Below are 12,355 nucleotides of genomic sequence, written 5' to 3'. Positions count from 1 at the left end.
CACCGGCCCGCCCGGCACGCGTGGCACGCGCGGCTGCGCCGACTGGCCGCCGAGCACGGCCCGGTGCTCGCCACGTACGGCGCGCTGAAGCTGGCCGGGTTCGCCGTGTTCATGTACCTGCTGGACGCGGCCGGGGACTTCCGCGACAAGCACCCGCGGTTCGGTGGCGGCGAGCACCCCTGGGACGTCCTCGGCAGCTGGGACGGCTGGTGGTACCAGCAGATCGCCCTGCACGGCTACGACCCCGCTCTGGAGCCCGTCCCCGGCGCCACCGGCCTGATCACCCTGGAGGGCAACTCGGCGGCGTTCTTCCCGCTGTACCCGGCCCTGATGCGGATGGTCTCGGAGGTGACCGGGCTCGGCCCGTACGGCTCCGGCATGGCCGTCGCGGTCGTCGCCTCCTTCGTCGCGGCCCTCGGGATCCACGCCGTGACGGCGCGGCTGGGCGGTCGCCGGGCCGGGCTGATCGCGGTGGGGCTGTGGGCGGTGTGGCCCGGGTCGGGCGCGCAGTGGGCGGTGTACTCCGAGTCGGTGTACACCGCGCTCGCTGCCTGGGCCTGCTACGCCGTCCTGACCCGGCGCTGGCTCACCGCGGGGGTCCTGGTCTTCACGGCCGGCCTGGCCCGGCCGACCGCCGTGACGCTGGCCGCCGCCCTCGCGGTGGCCGGACTGGTCGCGGTGTGGCGCCGCCGGGAGCGCCTGCGCCGTCCGCTGGCCGCGGTGCTGATCGCGCCGCTGGGGACCGCCGGATACCTCGGCTGGGTCGGCTACCGCATGGGCGAGTGGAACGGCTACAGCACCCTCCAGGACGGCGCCTGGGCCCATAAGTTCGACTACGGCCGCCACACCCTCGACGTGCTCTCCTCCGTGCCCGTGGGCCACTTCGACTATCTCTTCGCGATGCCCTTCGAGGACGTCGTCGGGGTCGGGGTGGTGCTGCTGGTGCCGGTGCTCACGGTGCTGCTGGTCCGGCTGCGCCCGCCGGCCGTCCTGGTCGTGTACACGGTGCTGTCCTACCTGATGGTGATGGGCACCCAGCAGATCTTCGGCAACGTCTCCCGCTACCTGCTCCCGCTGTTCCCGCTCGTCATCCCATTGGCCCTGGCGATGCGGCGACTGCGCGTGCCCTCGCTGGCCGTGGTGCTGGGCACGGCGGCGCTGGCCTCCGGCTCGTACGGGGGGTACGTGCTGTTCGAGCTCGGGGTGCCGTGACCGGAAGCCGACCGTGTCGTCCGCGGCCGGGAGGGGCAGACTGAGGACATCCGCCGGTGCGGCGCAGCCGAGCCGTCGCGCCGTCGTCCGCGGGAGTCCTCATGTGGAAACGCCCCCGGCGCGGTGGGCGCGCCCACCGCGACGACATCCCCCCGGTCGAGCTGTGCGACCGGTGCGGCGCGGTCTTCCCCGCCGACCGGGCGGTGTGCGCCCTGGTGCCCGACTCCTCCTGCGCGCAGGGGCGCGGCGGCCGCGCCGACGGCCTGCGCCTGCTCACCGCCTGCGGCGAGCAGCATCTCGAAGAGCTCCGGGAGGACTACCGGCGCCGCCCCTTCGTCGAGGAGGAGCTGTGGGCCGCGAAGGTCACCCAGGCGCTCAGCGCGGGCCCGCCCGCCCTCACCGTCGCCGAGGTCGCCCGCCGCACCGGCCTGCACGAGCCGGAGATCCACCGTGCCGTCCTCTGGCACAACCGGCGGCTGCGCGAGGCCCGCGAGCAACCCGACCCCTGACCGGCGCCGCCGTCACCACGGGGCCGCCCCGGGCGCGGCACCTCACCGCCCGCCGGTGCGGCCGCGGCGCTCGCTCCGGCGCCGCCGCAGGACGACGAGGACGTCCACCGCGGCGATCAGGGCCAGCACGGCGCACGCCACGGTGATGCCGACGAGTGGACCCCGGCCCGGACTGTCGCCGGCGTCCGAGTCCGCCGCCCACAGGGCGAACAGCACGGTCGCCGCGACGAACAGCGGCAGGAAGAAGCCGGACAGGAGCAGGCGCAGCCCCAACGGGCTACGGGCCGTCACCGGTTCGGTGCCGCTGCGCCGGGCGCGGCGGCCGGTCGCCCCGTGGTGCGAGCGGCGGGCGGGGTCCTCCGTCCGGGCCTGCTGATCGTGCCGCATCCTGTCCTCCTCCGACGCCTCGGCCCGGCCGCCCGACACGGCCGTCGACCGCACACGTCCTCCCTCTTCGCGTAGCCCGGGGGCGGCAGGGCAAACCGCCGGCCCCGGGTCGCGCGCGTCGTGCCTGGATGCCGGTGCCGGGGGCCGGGCGTATCGTCCCCCTATGGACGACGCTCGGTGCGGCCGGTGCGGTACCGCCCCACCGCGACCGTCGCCGCCGCGGACCGGGACGGGCAGCTGATGGACACGGCGCTGACCACGGTGGTACGGGACTGCGAGGCAACCGGCGGGCTGCTGTACGTGCTGCCGCCCGGCGGGAGCGCACTGTGGCTGGTGATGGTGACCGGCGCGCCGCAGGAGATGGTCGCCCCGTGGCGGCGGGTGGCCCTGACCGACCCCATTCCGGTGGCGGACGCCGTGCGGCACCGGCGCCTGGTGTGGATCGGGGGCCAGGAGGAGATGGCCCGCCGCTACCCGAAACCCGCGCTGGTCCTCCCCTACGACTTCTCCATGGCCGCCGCGCCGGTCGCCGCCGGGGAGTCGGTGTGGGGCGGGCTGGTCCTGCTGTGGCCCTCCTCCCACGGCCCGGACCTGAGCCCCGGGGAGCGCGCGGCCGTCGAGGCCGGGTGCCAGCACCTGGGGCGTGTCATGCAGCAGAGCGCCGAGCGCGGCGACCCCCTGCTGCCCAGGGACCGTCCCCGCACCCTCCCCCCGCTGCCGCCCCGGATCCGGCCCGTCGCCGAATCGCGCGCGATGACCGCCTTCGTCGAGCGCCTGCCCGGCGGATCGTGCGCGCTGGACCTCAGCGGCCGCATCACGTTCATCACCCCCGCGGCGGCCGGCCTGGTGGCCGCCGACCGCTCCGCCCTGCTGGGCGCCCTGCCGTGGGAGGCGCTGCCCTGGATGGACGTCCCCCACGTGGAGGACCGCTATCGGGCCGCGCTGGTCACCCGTCGCCCGCAGGTGTTCACGGTGCTGCGGCCCCCGGACACGTGGCTGACCTTCGAGCTGTACCCGGACTCCTCCGGGATCAGCGTCCGCATCCTGCCCGGCCGCGCGGACGACGGCGCCCCGGAGCCCCCGTCCGCGCCGGCCACCGGTCCGGGCCGCGCCACGGTGCTGTACCACCTCATGCACCTGGCGGCCACGCTCACCGAGGCGGTCGGCGTGCAGGACGTGGTGGACCAGACCGCCGACCAGCTGCTGCCGGCGCTCGAGGCGCAGGCCATGGTGCTGATGACGGCCGACGACGGGCGGCTGAGGATCGTCGGGCACCGCGGGTACGACGCGGACATCGTCGACCGCTTCGACGCCGCGCCGCTCTCCCCGGACATCCCCGCGGTCCGGCCCCTGACGACGGGTGAGCCGGACTTCTTCGCCTCCTTCGCGGAGATGGAGGCCGCCTACCCGGGCACGGTGCACGAGGACGGGATGTCCGCGTGGGCGCTGCTGCCGCTGATCGCCTCCGGCCGCCCGATCGGCTCCCTGCTGCTCGCCTACGAGCGGCCCCACCCCTTCCCGCCCGGTGAACGCGCCGTGCTGACCTCCCTGGCGGGGCTGGTCGGCCAGGCCCTGGACCGGGCCCGGCTCTACGACAGCAAGCACGCCCTCGCCCACCGGCTGCAGGCGGCCCTGCTCCCCCACACCCTTCCGGTGGTCGACGGCCTCGAGGTGACCGCCCGCTATCTCCCCGCCGCGCGCGGCCTGGGCATCGGCGGGGACTTCTACGACCTCATCCGGATCGACCGGCACACGGTGGTCGCCACCATCGGGGACGTGCAGGGCCACAACGTGGACGCCGCCGCCCTCATGGGCCAGGTGCGCACCGCCGTCCACGTCCACGCCGCCCTCGGCGCTCCCCCGGGCACCGTCCTGACGGGCACCAACCGCCTGCTCGCCGACCTCGACCCGGGCCTGTTCACCAGCTGTCTCTACGCCCACCTCGACCTCGCCGGCCGCAGCGTCCGCCTGGCCACCGCCGGGCACCCGCCGCCCCTGCTGCGGCACGCGTCCGGACGGACCGAACTGCTCCGTGTCCCGCCCGGTCTGCTGCTGGGCGTCGAGCCGCACGCCGACTACCCGGCGCTGGAGTTCCCGCTGCCTCCCGGCTGCGTGCTCGTCCTGTACACGGACGGGCTGATCGAGGCCCCCGGGACGGACTTCGACGACGCCGTCGCCACCCTCGCCGGACTGGTGGAGGCCGCCGATCCGACCGACCTGGACGCCATGGCGGACCACCTCGTCCGCCACGTGCCCGCACCGGGGGACGACATCGCGCTGCTGCTGATCCGCCCGCAGCCCCGGGCCCGTGCCGGCGGTGGGCCGGCTCCCCGTCCCCGGTGACGGCCCGGTGCGCCGCCCCGCGGACGGCGCGCCCGGTCAGGCGGAGCCGGTCAGGCGGAGCCGCCGACACCGGCCCCGGTCAGTTCCCTCGCCACCTGCGCGGACCAGCGTTCGATCGCGTCGACGTCGCGGAAGTCCCCGCCCTTGCCGGAGCGCAGGATCATCCGGGCGACGAAGCCCTTCGCACCCTCCTCCAGACGGCCGCCGAAGGTCGCGTGGTCCACGACGTCGGTCCGGTCCATGAGCCGGCGGACGCCGGGGACGGGCGGGATGTCCTTCTCGGAGGCCGAGGCGTCCAGCGGTCCGCTGCTGAAGAACCACAGCGGCATGCCGGCGAGGTCCCGGCGGTACCGGCGCACGAAGCGCCGGGCGTCCCGGTGCCAGCGTCCGGCGTACAGACCGCCGCCCACCACGACGGCGTCGTACGGCGTCACGCCGCGCACCGACCGGGCGGGCAGCACCTCGGCCGTCAGCCCCTCACGGCGCAGGACGCCGGCGACGGCCTCGGCGATCTCCGCCGTCGAGCCGTTGGTCGTTCCGTAGGCGACCAGCACGGTGTTCGTCATCGCGGACCGCCTCCTCTCACGGTCGCGGACTGCTCCACGCTTCGAGCGTCCGCCGTCCCGCCCCCGGTGCCCAGGGGCTGTCCGGGCCCGTCCGGAGGGCCGGTCGGCCCCCGGGTGCGCGGTCCGGCGCCGCTCAGTAGCGTGACGCCGGGTGGTGGACTCGGCGGAGTGACCCGGCGGAGCACGGCCGGATCACCGGGCGGTGGAGGCGTTCATGGCGGACACGGCGGCGGCGAGGGTGCAGCGCAAGGTCTACGAGAAGGAACTGCTGCGGCTGCAGACCGAACTGGTGCGGCTGCAGGAGTGGGTGCGGGCGGAGGGCGTCCGGCTGGTCGTCGTCTTCGAGGGCCGGGACGCGGCCGGCAAGGGCGGCACCATCAAGCGGGTCGCCGAGCACCTCAACCCGCGCGGCGCGCGCATCGCGGCGCTGCCGAAACCGACGGAGCGGGAGCGGACCCAGTGGTACTTCCAGCGGTACGTGCAGCATCTGCCGGCCGCCGGGGAGATCGTGCTGTTCGACCGGTCCTGGTACAACCGGGCCGGCGTCGAGCACGTCATGGGCTTCTGCACCAAGGAGGAGTACCAGTTGTTCCTGCGCCAGTGCCCCCTCTTCGAGCGGATGCTGGTGGAGGACGGGATCCTGCTGCGCAAGTACTGGTTCTCGGTGAGCGACGCCGTGCAGCAGGAGCGGTTCCAGCGCCGCCTGGAGGACCCGCGGCGCCGCTGGAAGCTGTCACCGATGGACCTGGAGTCCATCACCCGCTGGGAGGCCTACTCCCGGGCCAAGGACGAGATGATGGTGCACACGGACATCGCCGAGGCGCCGTGGTTCGTCGTGGAGAGCGACGACAAGCGCCGGGCGCGGCTGAACACCATCGCGCACCTGCTGTCCTCCGTGCCCTACACGGAGGTGGCGCCGCCCGTCCTGGAGCTGCCGGAACGCCCTCCGTCGACCGGCTACCGCCGGCCCCCGCGCGAGCTGCAGACCTACGTCCCCGACCACGCGGCGAGCCTCTGACCCGCCCCGCGGCCCGTGCCCGGACCCGTTCCGCACGTCCGGTTGGCGGGGCGGCCCCGGGCGGGGCAGCGTGGACGTAGGACAACGTCGACCCAGTGAGGTGGCCATGGAATCCCCCGAGCCGGTTCCTCTGGTGGTAGTGGGCGTGGACGGTTCCCCCGCGTCGTACGAGGCCCTGCGCTGGGCGGCACGGTACGCGGAGCTGGTCGGCGGTGAGGTGGAGGCGATCCACTCCTGGGACACCTGGGTGACGCCGAGCTGGGGCGGGCGCGCCATCGAGCCCGACCTCGACCTGGAGCAGGCGCGGCACCGCTTCGGGGAGGCGCTGGAGGCCGCCTTCCCCGGGGAGCGTCCGCCGGGGCTGCGGGAGCGGCTGGTCGAGGGCGACCCGTCGGAGGTGCTGATCCGGGCCTCGGAGCGGGCGGACCTGCTCGTGGTCGGTCACCGGGGGCGGGGCGGCTTCGCCCGGACCATGCTCGGCTCGGTCAGCCAGCGCTGCGCCCAGCACGCCGCCTGCCCCGTGGTGGTCGTCCGGGAGAACCGCAAGCCCTGAGCGTGCCCGCCCGCGGGCGGGCGGGTTCAGGAGGCTTCGGCCTTCTCCGGCGTCCCGCCCGTCCCGTCCCGCTCGTCGGGGCGCTTCGCGTCGTCCGCGAAGTCCGGGTCGAGGGGCGGGCGCCGGCGGGGGCCCGACAGGAGGCTGTGCACGTCCACCACGCCCTCGACGGAGCGGACGACCCGCACCGCGAAGGGCACCAGGGAGGGGTCGGGGACGTGGCCGGTGAGGGTGACCACGCCGTCGCGCACGTCCACCCGCACCGCCTCCATGGAGGCGGGGAAACGCCCGGAGGCGATCACGCCGCGGATCTCCCGGGCGATCTCGTCGTCGCCGCGCAGGAACACCTTGAGCAGGTCGGCACGGCTGACGATGCCCTTCAGCACCCCTTCGCCGTCGACCACCGGCAGCCGCTTCACGCCGCGCCGGGCCATGATGCGGGCGGCCCGGGCCGGCGGGGCGTCGGGGGTGACCGTCAGGGGCGGGGCGGTCATGAGCTGCTCCGCGGTCACCGCGTCGGCCTTGTGCGGCTCGGAGGGGCTGCGCAGGAACACGGGGCCGGGCGGGTCGCTGTCGCGGAACTCCTCCTTGCGGAGCAGATCGGCCTCCGACACGACGCCGATGACCCGGCCCTCGTCGTCCAGGACGGGCAGCGCGCTGACCCGCCACTGCTTCATGGTCCTGGCGATGTCCTTGAACGTCGCCCCGCCGGACAGGGCCACCACGGTGCGCGTCATGACGTCGGCGACGGTCTTCGGGGAGTTCTCCATGATCTCCACCCACCTGCTCGGATGTCGTCGGGCGGACACTCCCAGCGTCGGCGACCCGGCCGGCCCGGAACAGGGGCCGAAGGGCCCCGGCCCGGGTGCCGGGGGTCACCGCGCGGCCGTCACCCGGCCCGCACGGCGACGACGTCGTGCGGTTCCTCGCCCACCACGACCTTGAGGGCACCGGTCTCGGCGGCACCCGCGAAGACGTCGTAGGCCTCCTGCATCCCGTCCGGTCCGAACGTGTGGGTGACCAGCTGCGAGGCCGGCAGCCGGCCGGCGGCGGCCATCCGCAGCAGCACGGGGGTGGTCCGGGTGTCGACGAGGCCCGTGGTGATCGTCAGGTTCCTGATCCACAGGTCCTCCAGGTGCAGGGTGACGGGTTTGCCGTGGACCCCGACGTTGGCGACGCGTCCGCCGGGGCGCACCATGCGGGCGCACATCTCGAACGTGCCGGGCACGCCGACCGCTTCGATCGCGACGTCGGCACCCTGCCCGTCCGTGAGGTCGGCGACCAGTTGCGCGGGGTCCTCCCCCGCGTCGGCCACGGCGTCGGCGCCGAGGTTCCTGGCGGCCTCCAGCCGGGACGCGGCCAGGTCGACCGCGATGATCCGCTCGGGGGCGAAGAACCGGGCGGTGGCGACGGCGGCCAGCCCGACGGGCCCGGCGCCGACGACCACCACGGTGTCCCCGGGCCGCACACCGCCGTTGAGCACGCCCACCTCGTAGGCGGTGGGGAAGATGTCGGCCAGCAGCACGGCGTCCCGGTCGGCCATCGCGCCCGGCAGCGGGTGCAGGGACAGGTCGGCGAACGGCACCCGGACGTACTCGGCCTGGGTGCCGTCGACGGTGTGGCCGAGGATCCAGCCGCCGCCCCCGCGGCACTGCCCGTACATGCCCTGCCTGCAGGAGGGGCACCGTCCGCAGGAGCTGATGCAGGAGACCAGCACCCGGTCGCCGGGCCGGACGGCGGTCACGGCGCTCCCCGCCTCGACGACCTCGCCGACCGCCTCGTGACCGAGCACGGTGCCGGGCGGCACCTCGGGCACGTCGCCCCTGAGGATGTGCAGGTCGGTCCCGCAGACGGTCACGGCGGTGACCCGGACGACGGCGTCGGTGGCGTCCCGCAGGCCCGGGTCGGGGACCTCTTCCCACGCGGCCCGTCCGGGGCCATGGAAGACGTAACCCTTCATGCCGCACCTCGCTTCCGTGGTGGTCCGGCGGGACCCGGCGCGTGGCCGGTGTCCGCCCTCTCTCCAGCTTGTCCGACCCGCGGCGGATCCGCTCGGGGCGGCCGTTCCCGCCGGCGGCCGTCGCGGGCCGACAGGGGCCGCGGAGGAGGACACCCCGGGCGCGGAGCCGGTCACAAGCGGTGCGTCACCGGGCGGGCCCGGCCCGAAAGTCGCCGTTTTGGGACATCGGGGCCCGGCCCGCGTCCGGGTGCGCTGGGATGACCGGACATCACTGGCAGCAGGGCGGCTGGGGCGGACATGAGCGACAACACCGGTACGGCCACGCATCCGCTCGCGGTTCTCCCCCCGGGCCGGCCGGCGGCCTGCGCGCGGCCCGGCGAACCGGGAGCCGCCGAGGAGCGGTTCCGCGGCCTGCTGGAGGCGGCACCGGACGCCATGGTCATCGTCGACGGGACCGGGACGATCACCCTGGTGAATGCCCAGACGGAGGCGCTGTTCGGCTACGAACGCGGGGAACTCCTGGGCCAGCCCGTCGAGTTGCTCGTCCCGCAGCGCTCGCGCGGCCACCACACCCTGCACCGCGACGCCTACCTGGCGAACCGGCAGGTCCGCCCGATGGGCGCCGGTCTCGACCTGTACGGGCTGCGTCGCGACGGCAGCGAGTTCCCCGTCGAGATCAGCCTCAGCCCCCTGGAGACCGCCGACGGACTGCTGATCTCCGCCGCCGTCCGCGACGTGAGCGACCGCAAGGCCGCCGAGGAACGCATCAGCGAGCTGGCCGCCCTGGTGGAGTCCTCCCAGGACGCCATCCTCGCCAAGACGCTCGACGGCCGGATCACCTACTGGAACGCCGCCGCCCAGCGGCTGTACGGGTACACCGCCGCCGAGGTGATGGGCCGGCACATCTCCCTCCTCGCCCCCGACGGCCATCAGGACGAGATCGCCGCGCTGCTGGACCGGCTCCGGCTCGGCGAGAAGGTGGAGCACTTCGAGACGCTGCGCCTCACCCGCTCCGGTGCGCTGCTGGACGTCGACGTCACCCTGTGGCCGCGGCGGGCGCCGGACGGCACGGTCATCGGCGTGTGCGCCATCGTCCGCGACATCAGTGACCGCAAGCGGGCCGAGGCGGAACTGACCGCCCTGTACGAGCAGCAGCGCCATGTCGCCCTGACCCTGCAGCGCAGCCTGATGGGCACCCCGCCGGACGTCCCCGGCCTGGTCACCGCGAGCCGCTACCGTCCGGCCACCCAGGGGGCGGGCGTTGGCGGCGACTGGTTCGACCTGATACCGCTGGGCGCCGGGCGGGTCGGCGTGCTGATCGGCGACGTGATGGGCCGCGGCCTGGAGGCGGCCGCCGTCATGGGCCAGCTGCGGTCGGCGGCGCACGCGCTGGCGAAGACGGGCATGCGGCCCCGGCGGCTGATGCAGGCCCTGGACGCCTGCGTCGCGGACCTGGACGTGCCGGACCAGCTGGTCACCTGCTGCTACCTCGTCGTGGCCGCCGACGAGGCGACGGTGACCCTGTGCTCCGCCGGACACCTGCCGGTGCTGGTCGCCGTGCCCGGTGAGGGGGCGCGGCCGCTGGCGGCCCCGGTGAACGCGCCGCTCGGGGTGGGCGGCGTCCTGTACGAGCAGGCGTCGGCGGCGGTGCCCCCGGGCGCCACCCTGGTGCTCTACACCGACGGCCTGATCGAGACCCCGGGCTGCGACATCGAGGACAGTCTCGCCGCCCTCACGTCCGCCTGCGGCGCCCTGTTCACCGCCGGACCGCCGGGACTGGACGAGGCCGCCGACCGCATCCTGTCCACCCTGCGGCCGGACGCCGAGGGCCACGACGACGACGTCACGCTGCTGCTCGCCCGGCTGCCCGCCGCGCCCCTGGCGTCCCTCACCACGACCCTGGCCACCCGGCCCGAGTCGGTGCCCGAGGGGCGCGCCTTCCTCACCCGGGTGCTGGACGCCTGGGGCTGCGGCGAGAAAGCCGACGACGCGCGCCTGCTCGTCTCCGAGCTGTTGACCAACGCCGTCCAGCACGCCCGGGGACCGGTCACCCTGCACGTGTGCCGGACGGCGGCCGACGTCACCGTGGAGGTCGGGGACGGCAGTCCTTGCCTGCCGGAGCCCCGGCGGGCCGACGAGGACGAGGAGTGCGGCCGGGGGCTCAACCTCGTGCGCGTCCTCGCCGACAGCTGGGGCGTGCGCCCCACCGACGACGGCAAGACCACCTGGTTCACCCTGCGCCTGTGACCGCCCGCCGGCCCTGGTGGCCGCGTGGGCGTCCCGGCGGCGTCACGTGCTCCGGCGGGCGCCGGGCGCGGGGAGCCTGAGGGCGAGGGCGGCGAGGTCGTCGTGCCCGTCGCTGGGATGCCGGTCGGCCAGCGTCCGGCACAGTGCGTCGAGATCCTTGTCGATGTGCTGGGCGGCGAGGGCGGCGAGTTCGTCCATGCACGCGCCCAGGGGCCGGTGGGGGTGCTCCACCAGCCCGTCGGTGAACAGCAGGACCGTGTCCCCCGCCCGCAGCGGATGCGTGTGGTCGGGCCGCGGCACCGCTTCGTCGACGCCGAGCGGCAGGCCGGGGTCGGCGTGCAGGTAGCGGGTGCGGCCGTCGGCGGTGACGACCAGCGGCGGCAGGTGGCCCGCGGTGGACCAGTGCAGGTGCCAGCCGTCCCCGTCGGCCTCGACGCGGGCCAGACAGGCGGTGGTGACCGGTGCCTCGGTGATGGCGTGCAGGGTGTGGTCGAGGCGGTGCAGGACCAGGCTGGGCGGGGTGCGGTGGTCGTAGAGCAGGGCGCGCAGCATGTTGCGGATCTGCGCCATGGCCGCGGCGGCCTTCAGGTCGTGGCCGATGACGTCACCGATGATGACCCCGCAGCTGTCGTCCGGGAGCAGCAGGGCGTCGTACCAGTCCCCGCCCAGGTGGTGGCCGGGGGCGGTGGCGGGGCGGTAGACGGCGGCCGCCTCGAAGGGGGCGAGGTCGGGCAGGCGGGGCAGCAGCAGCCGCTGGAACTGCTCGGCGGAGGCGCGGGTCTGCTCGAACAGGCGGGCGTTCTCGATGGCGATGCCCGCGGCACCGGCCAGCGCCGTCACGACGGCCTCGTCCTCCTCGTCGAACGGCTCGCCGTCGCGCCGGTCGCACAGGTAGAGGTTGCCGTAGATCCGCCCGCGCACGCTGATGGCCACCCCGAGCAGCGTGCGCATCGGCGGATGCCCCTCGGGGAAGCCGATGGAGTCGGGGTGGCGGGTCAGGTCCCGCACCCGCAGCGGCTCGGGGTGGTGGATCAGATGCCCGAGCAGTCCGCGGCCGTGCGGGAACTCGGAGCCCGCCAGGTCCCGGTACTCCTGGTCGCTCAGGCCGAGGGGGATGAACTCCTCCAGGCCGCTCGCCTCGTCGTCGAGGACGCCGAGGGCGCCGTAGCGGGCGTCGACCAGGTCCATCGCGGTGGTCACGATGCGCCGCAGGACGACGGGGAGCTCCAGTTCCCGGCTCAGCGAGAGGACGGCGGAGAGCAGGCCCGACATGCGCTGCTGGTCCGTCGTCGGCCTCGCGTACCCGCCCGTGGAGCGGTGCGGGTGGGTCGTCCCCCGTGGTGGGGACGTCTCCGGGCGTCGCCGACCGTCGTCCCGCGTCACGACCATCCACCTCTTTCCGGACCCGGGGCGAGACGGTCCGTTTCCGCCGCCCACCTCATCGTGACCCGCGTTCCCGCCTCCCGCACGCAGGAACCACCCGGATCACGCAGGCCGCCGGCCGCCACGTGCGGCCCGCCCGGCGGGCGCGCCGGGGACGGGCCCGGGCGGGGGCGGCCG

11 protein-coding genes are annotated in these 12,355 nt (G+C 75.1%); 6 read left to right on the top strand and 5 right to left on the bottom strand.

Annotation, left to right across the window (positions count from 1 at the left end; genetic code table 11):
• Nucleotides 1–33: 33 nt before the first annotated feature.
• Together G3I53_RS17280 and G3I53_RS17275 are read left to right on the top strand one after the other, a co-directional pair.
• Nucleotides 34–1,212 (top strand): hypothetical protein, encoded by a 1,179-nt coding sequence (locus G3I53_RS17280; protein WP_239063960.1) that lies wholly within the window; start codon nucleotides 34–36, stop codon nucleotides 1,210–1,212.
• A gap of 101 nt (nucleotides 1,213–1,313) precedes the next feature.
• The gene (locus G3I53_RS17275; protein WP_164438524.1) at nucleotides 1,314–1,721 is read left to right on the top strand and encodes a helix-turn-helix domain-containing protein; all 408 of its coding nucleotides are present in this window, start codon (nucleotides 1,314–1,316) and stop codon (nucleotides 1,719–1,721) included.
• A 42-nt stretch (nucleotides 1,722–1,763) separates the two neighbouring features.
• On the opposite strand, the gene G3I53_RS17270 is transcribed toward G3I53_RS17275, so the two are convergent.
• Entirely contained in the window at nucleotides 1,764–2,108 is a 345-nt protein-coding gene (locus G3I53_RS17270; RefSeq protein WP_164438523.1) for a DUF6343 family protein, read from the bottom strand.
• A gap of 240 nt (nucleotides 2,109–2,348) precedes the next feature.
• On the opposite strand from G3I53_RS17270, the gene G3I53_RS17265 reads away from it, so the two are divergent.
• Nucleotides 2,349–4,451 carry a SpoIIE family protein phosphatase gene (locus tag G3I53_RS17265; protein WP_164333779.1) on the top strand — a complete coding sequence of 701 codons (2,103 nt, stop codon included), beginning with the start codon at nucleotides 2,349–2,351 and terminating at the stop codon, nucleotides 4,449–4,451.
• Nucleotides 4,452–4,501: 50 nt separating this feature from the next.
• On the opposite strand, the gene G3I53_RS17260 is transcribed toward G3I53_RS17265, so the two are convergent.
• Complete coding sequence (locus G3I53_RS17260; protein ID WP_164333774.1) at nucleotides 4,502–5,017, bottom strand: flavodoxin domain-containing protein; 516 nt, start codon at nucleotides 5,015–5,017, stop codon at nucleotides 4,502–4,504.
• Nucleotides 5,018–5,231: 214 nt separating this feature from the next.
• Between G3I53_RS17260 and ppk2 the strand changes: the two genes are divergently transcribed.
• On the top strand, nucleotides 5,232–6,035 hold the full coding sequence (ppk2, locus tag G3I53_RS17255) for a polyphosphate kinase 2 (RefSeq protein WP_164333773.1): 804 nt from the start codon (nucleotides 5,232–5,234) through the stop codon (nucleotides 6,033–6,035).
• 106 nt (nucleotides 6,036–6,141) lie between these two features.
• On the top strand, nucleotides 6,142–6,588 hold the full coding sequence (locus tag G3I53_RS17250; RefSeq protein ID WP_164333772.1) for a universal stress protein: 447 nt from the start codon (nucleotides 6,142–6,144) through the stop codon (nucleotides 6,586–6,588).
• 26 nt (nucleotides 6,589–6,614) lie between these two features.
• On the opposite strand, the gene G3I53_RS17245 is transcribed toward G3I53_RS17250, so the two are convergent.
• Together G3I53_RS17245 and G3I53_RS17240 are read right to left on the bottom strand one after the other, a co-directional pair.
• Entirely contained in the window at nucleotides 6,615–7,358 is a 744-nt protein-coding gene (locus G3I53_RS17245) for a CBS domain-containing protein (RefSeq protein WP_203591743.1), read from the bottom strand.
• Between the two features lie 119 nt (nucleotides 7,359–7,477).
• Nucleotides 7,478–8,548, bottom strand: a complete 1,071-nt coding sequence (locus tag G3I53_RS17240; protein WP_164333771.1) for an alcohol dehydrogenase catalytic domain-containing protein — start codon at nucleotides 8,546–8,548, stop codon at nucleotides 7,478–7,480.
• A gap of 297 nt (nucleotides 8,549–8,845) precedes the next feature.
• Here G3I53_RS17240 and G3I53_RS33360 point away from each other — a divergent pair, with 297 nt between their 5' ends.
• A complete protein-coding gene (locus G3I53_RS33360) occupies nucleotides 8,846–10,795 on the top strand; it encodes a PAS domain S-box protein (RefSeq protein ID WP_203591742.1) in 1,950 nt (649 codons plus the stop codon).
• A 42-nt stretch (nucleotides 10,796–10,837) separates the two neighbouring features.
• On the opposite strand, the gene G3I53_RS17225 is transcribed toward G3I53_RS33360, so the two are convergent.
• Nucleotides 10,838–12,067 carry a GAF domain-containing SpoIIE family protein phosphatase gene (locus tag G3I53_RS17225; RefSeq protein WP_164333776.1) on the bottom strand — a complete coding sequence of 410 codons (1,230 nt, stop codon included), beginning with the start codon at nucleotides 12,065–12,067 and terminating at the stop codon, nucleotides 10,838–10,840.
• Nucleotides 12,068–12,355: the final 288 nt, after the last annotated feature.

It is taken from the genome of Streptomyces sp. SID14436 (assembly GCF_010548465.1).
GTDB lineage: Bacteria > Actinomycetota > Actinomycetes > Streptomycetales > Streptomycetaceae > Streptomyces.
Note: the sequence above shows the minus strand (reverse complement) of the source record. Positions and strands in the feature narration are given on the sequence as shown.

What these genes read in the sequence shown, in the direction of transcription:
- G3I53_RS17275 (WP_164438524.1), top strand. Translation starts at nt 1,314, where the DNA reads ATGTGGAAACGCCCCCGGCGCGGTGGGCGCGCCCACCGCGACGACATC.
- G3I53_RS17270 (WP_164438523.1), bottom strand. Translation starts at nt 2,108, where the DNA reads ATGCGGCACGATCAGCAGGCCCGGACGGAGGACCCCGCCCGCCGCTCG.
- G3I53_RS17265 (WP_164333779.1), top strand. Translation starts at nt 2,349, where the DNA reads ATGGACACGGCGCTGACCACGGTGGTACGGGACTGCGAGGCAACCGGC.
- G3I53_RS17260 (WP_164333774.1), bottom strand. Translation starts at nt 5,017, where the DNA reads ATGACGAACACCGTGCTGGTCGCCTACGGAACGACCAACGGCTCGACG.
- ppk2 (WP_164333773.1), top strand. Translation starts at nt 5,232, where the DNA reads ATGGCGGACACGGCGGCGGCGAGGGTGCAGCGCAAGGTCTACGAGAAG.
- G3I53_RS17250 (WP_164333772.1), top strand. Translation starts at nt 6,142, where the DNA reads ATGGAATCCCCCGAGCCGGTTCCTCTGGTGGTAGTGGGCGTGGACGGT.
- G3I53_RS17245 (WP_203591743.1), bottom strand. Translation starts at nt 7,358, where the DNA reads ATGGAGAACTCCCCGAAGACCGTCGCCGACGTCATGACGCGCACCGTG.
- G3I53_RS17240 (WP_164333771.1), bottom strand. Translation starts at nt 8,548, where the DNA reads ATGAAGGGTTACGTCTTCCATGGCCCCGGACGGGCCGCGTGGGAAGAG.
- G3I53_RS33360 (WP_203591742.1), top strand. Translation starts at nt 8,846, where the DNA reads ATGAGCGACAACACCGGTACGGCCACGCATCCGCTCGCGGTTCTCCCC.
- G3I53_RS17225 (WP_164333776.1), bottom strand. Translation starts at nt 12,067, where the DNA reads ATGTCGGGCCTGCTCTCCGCCGTCCTCTCGCTGAGCCGGGAACTGGAG.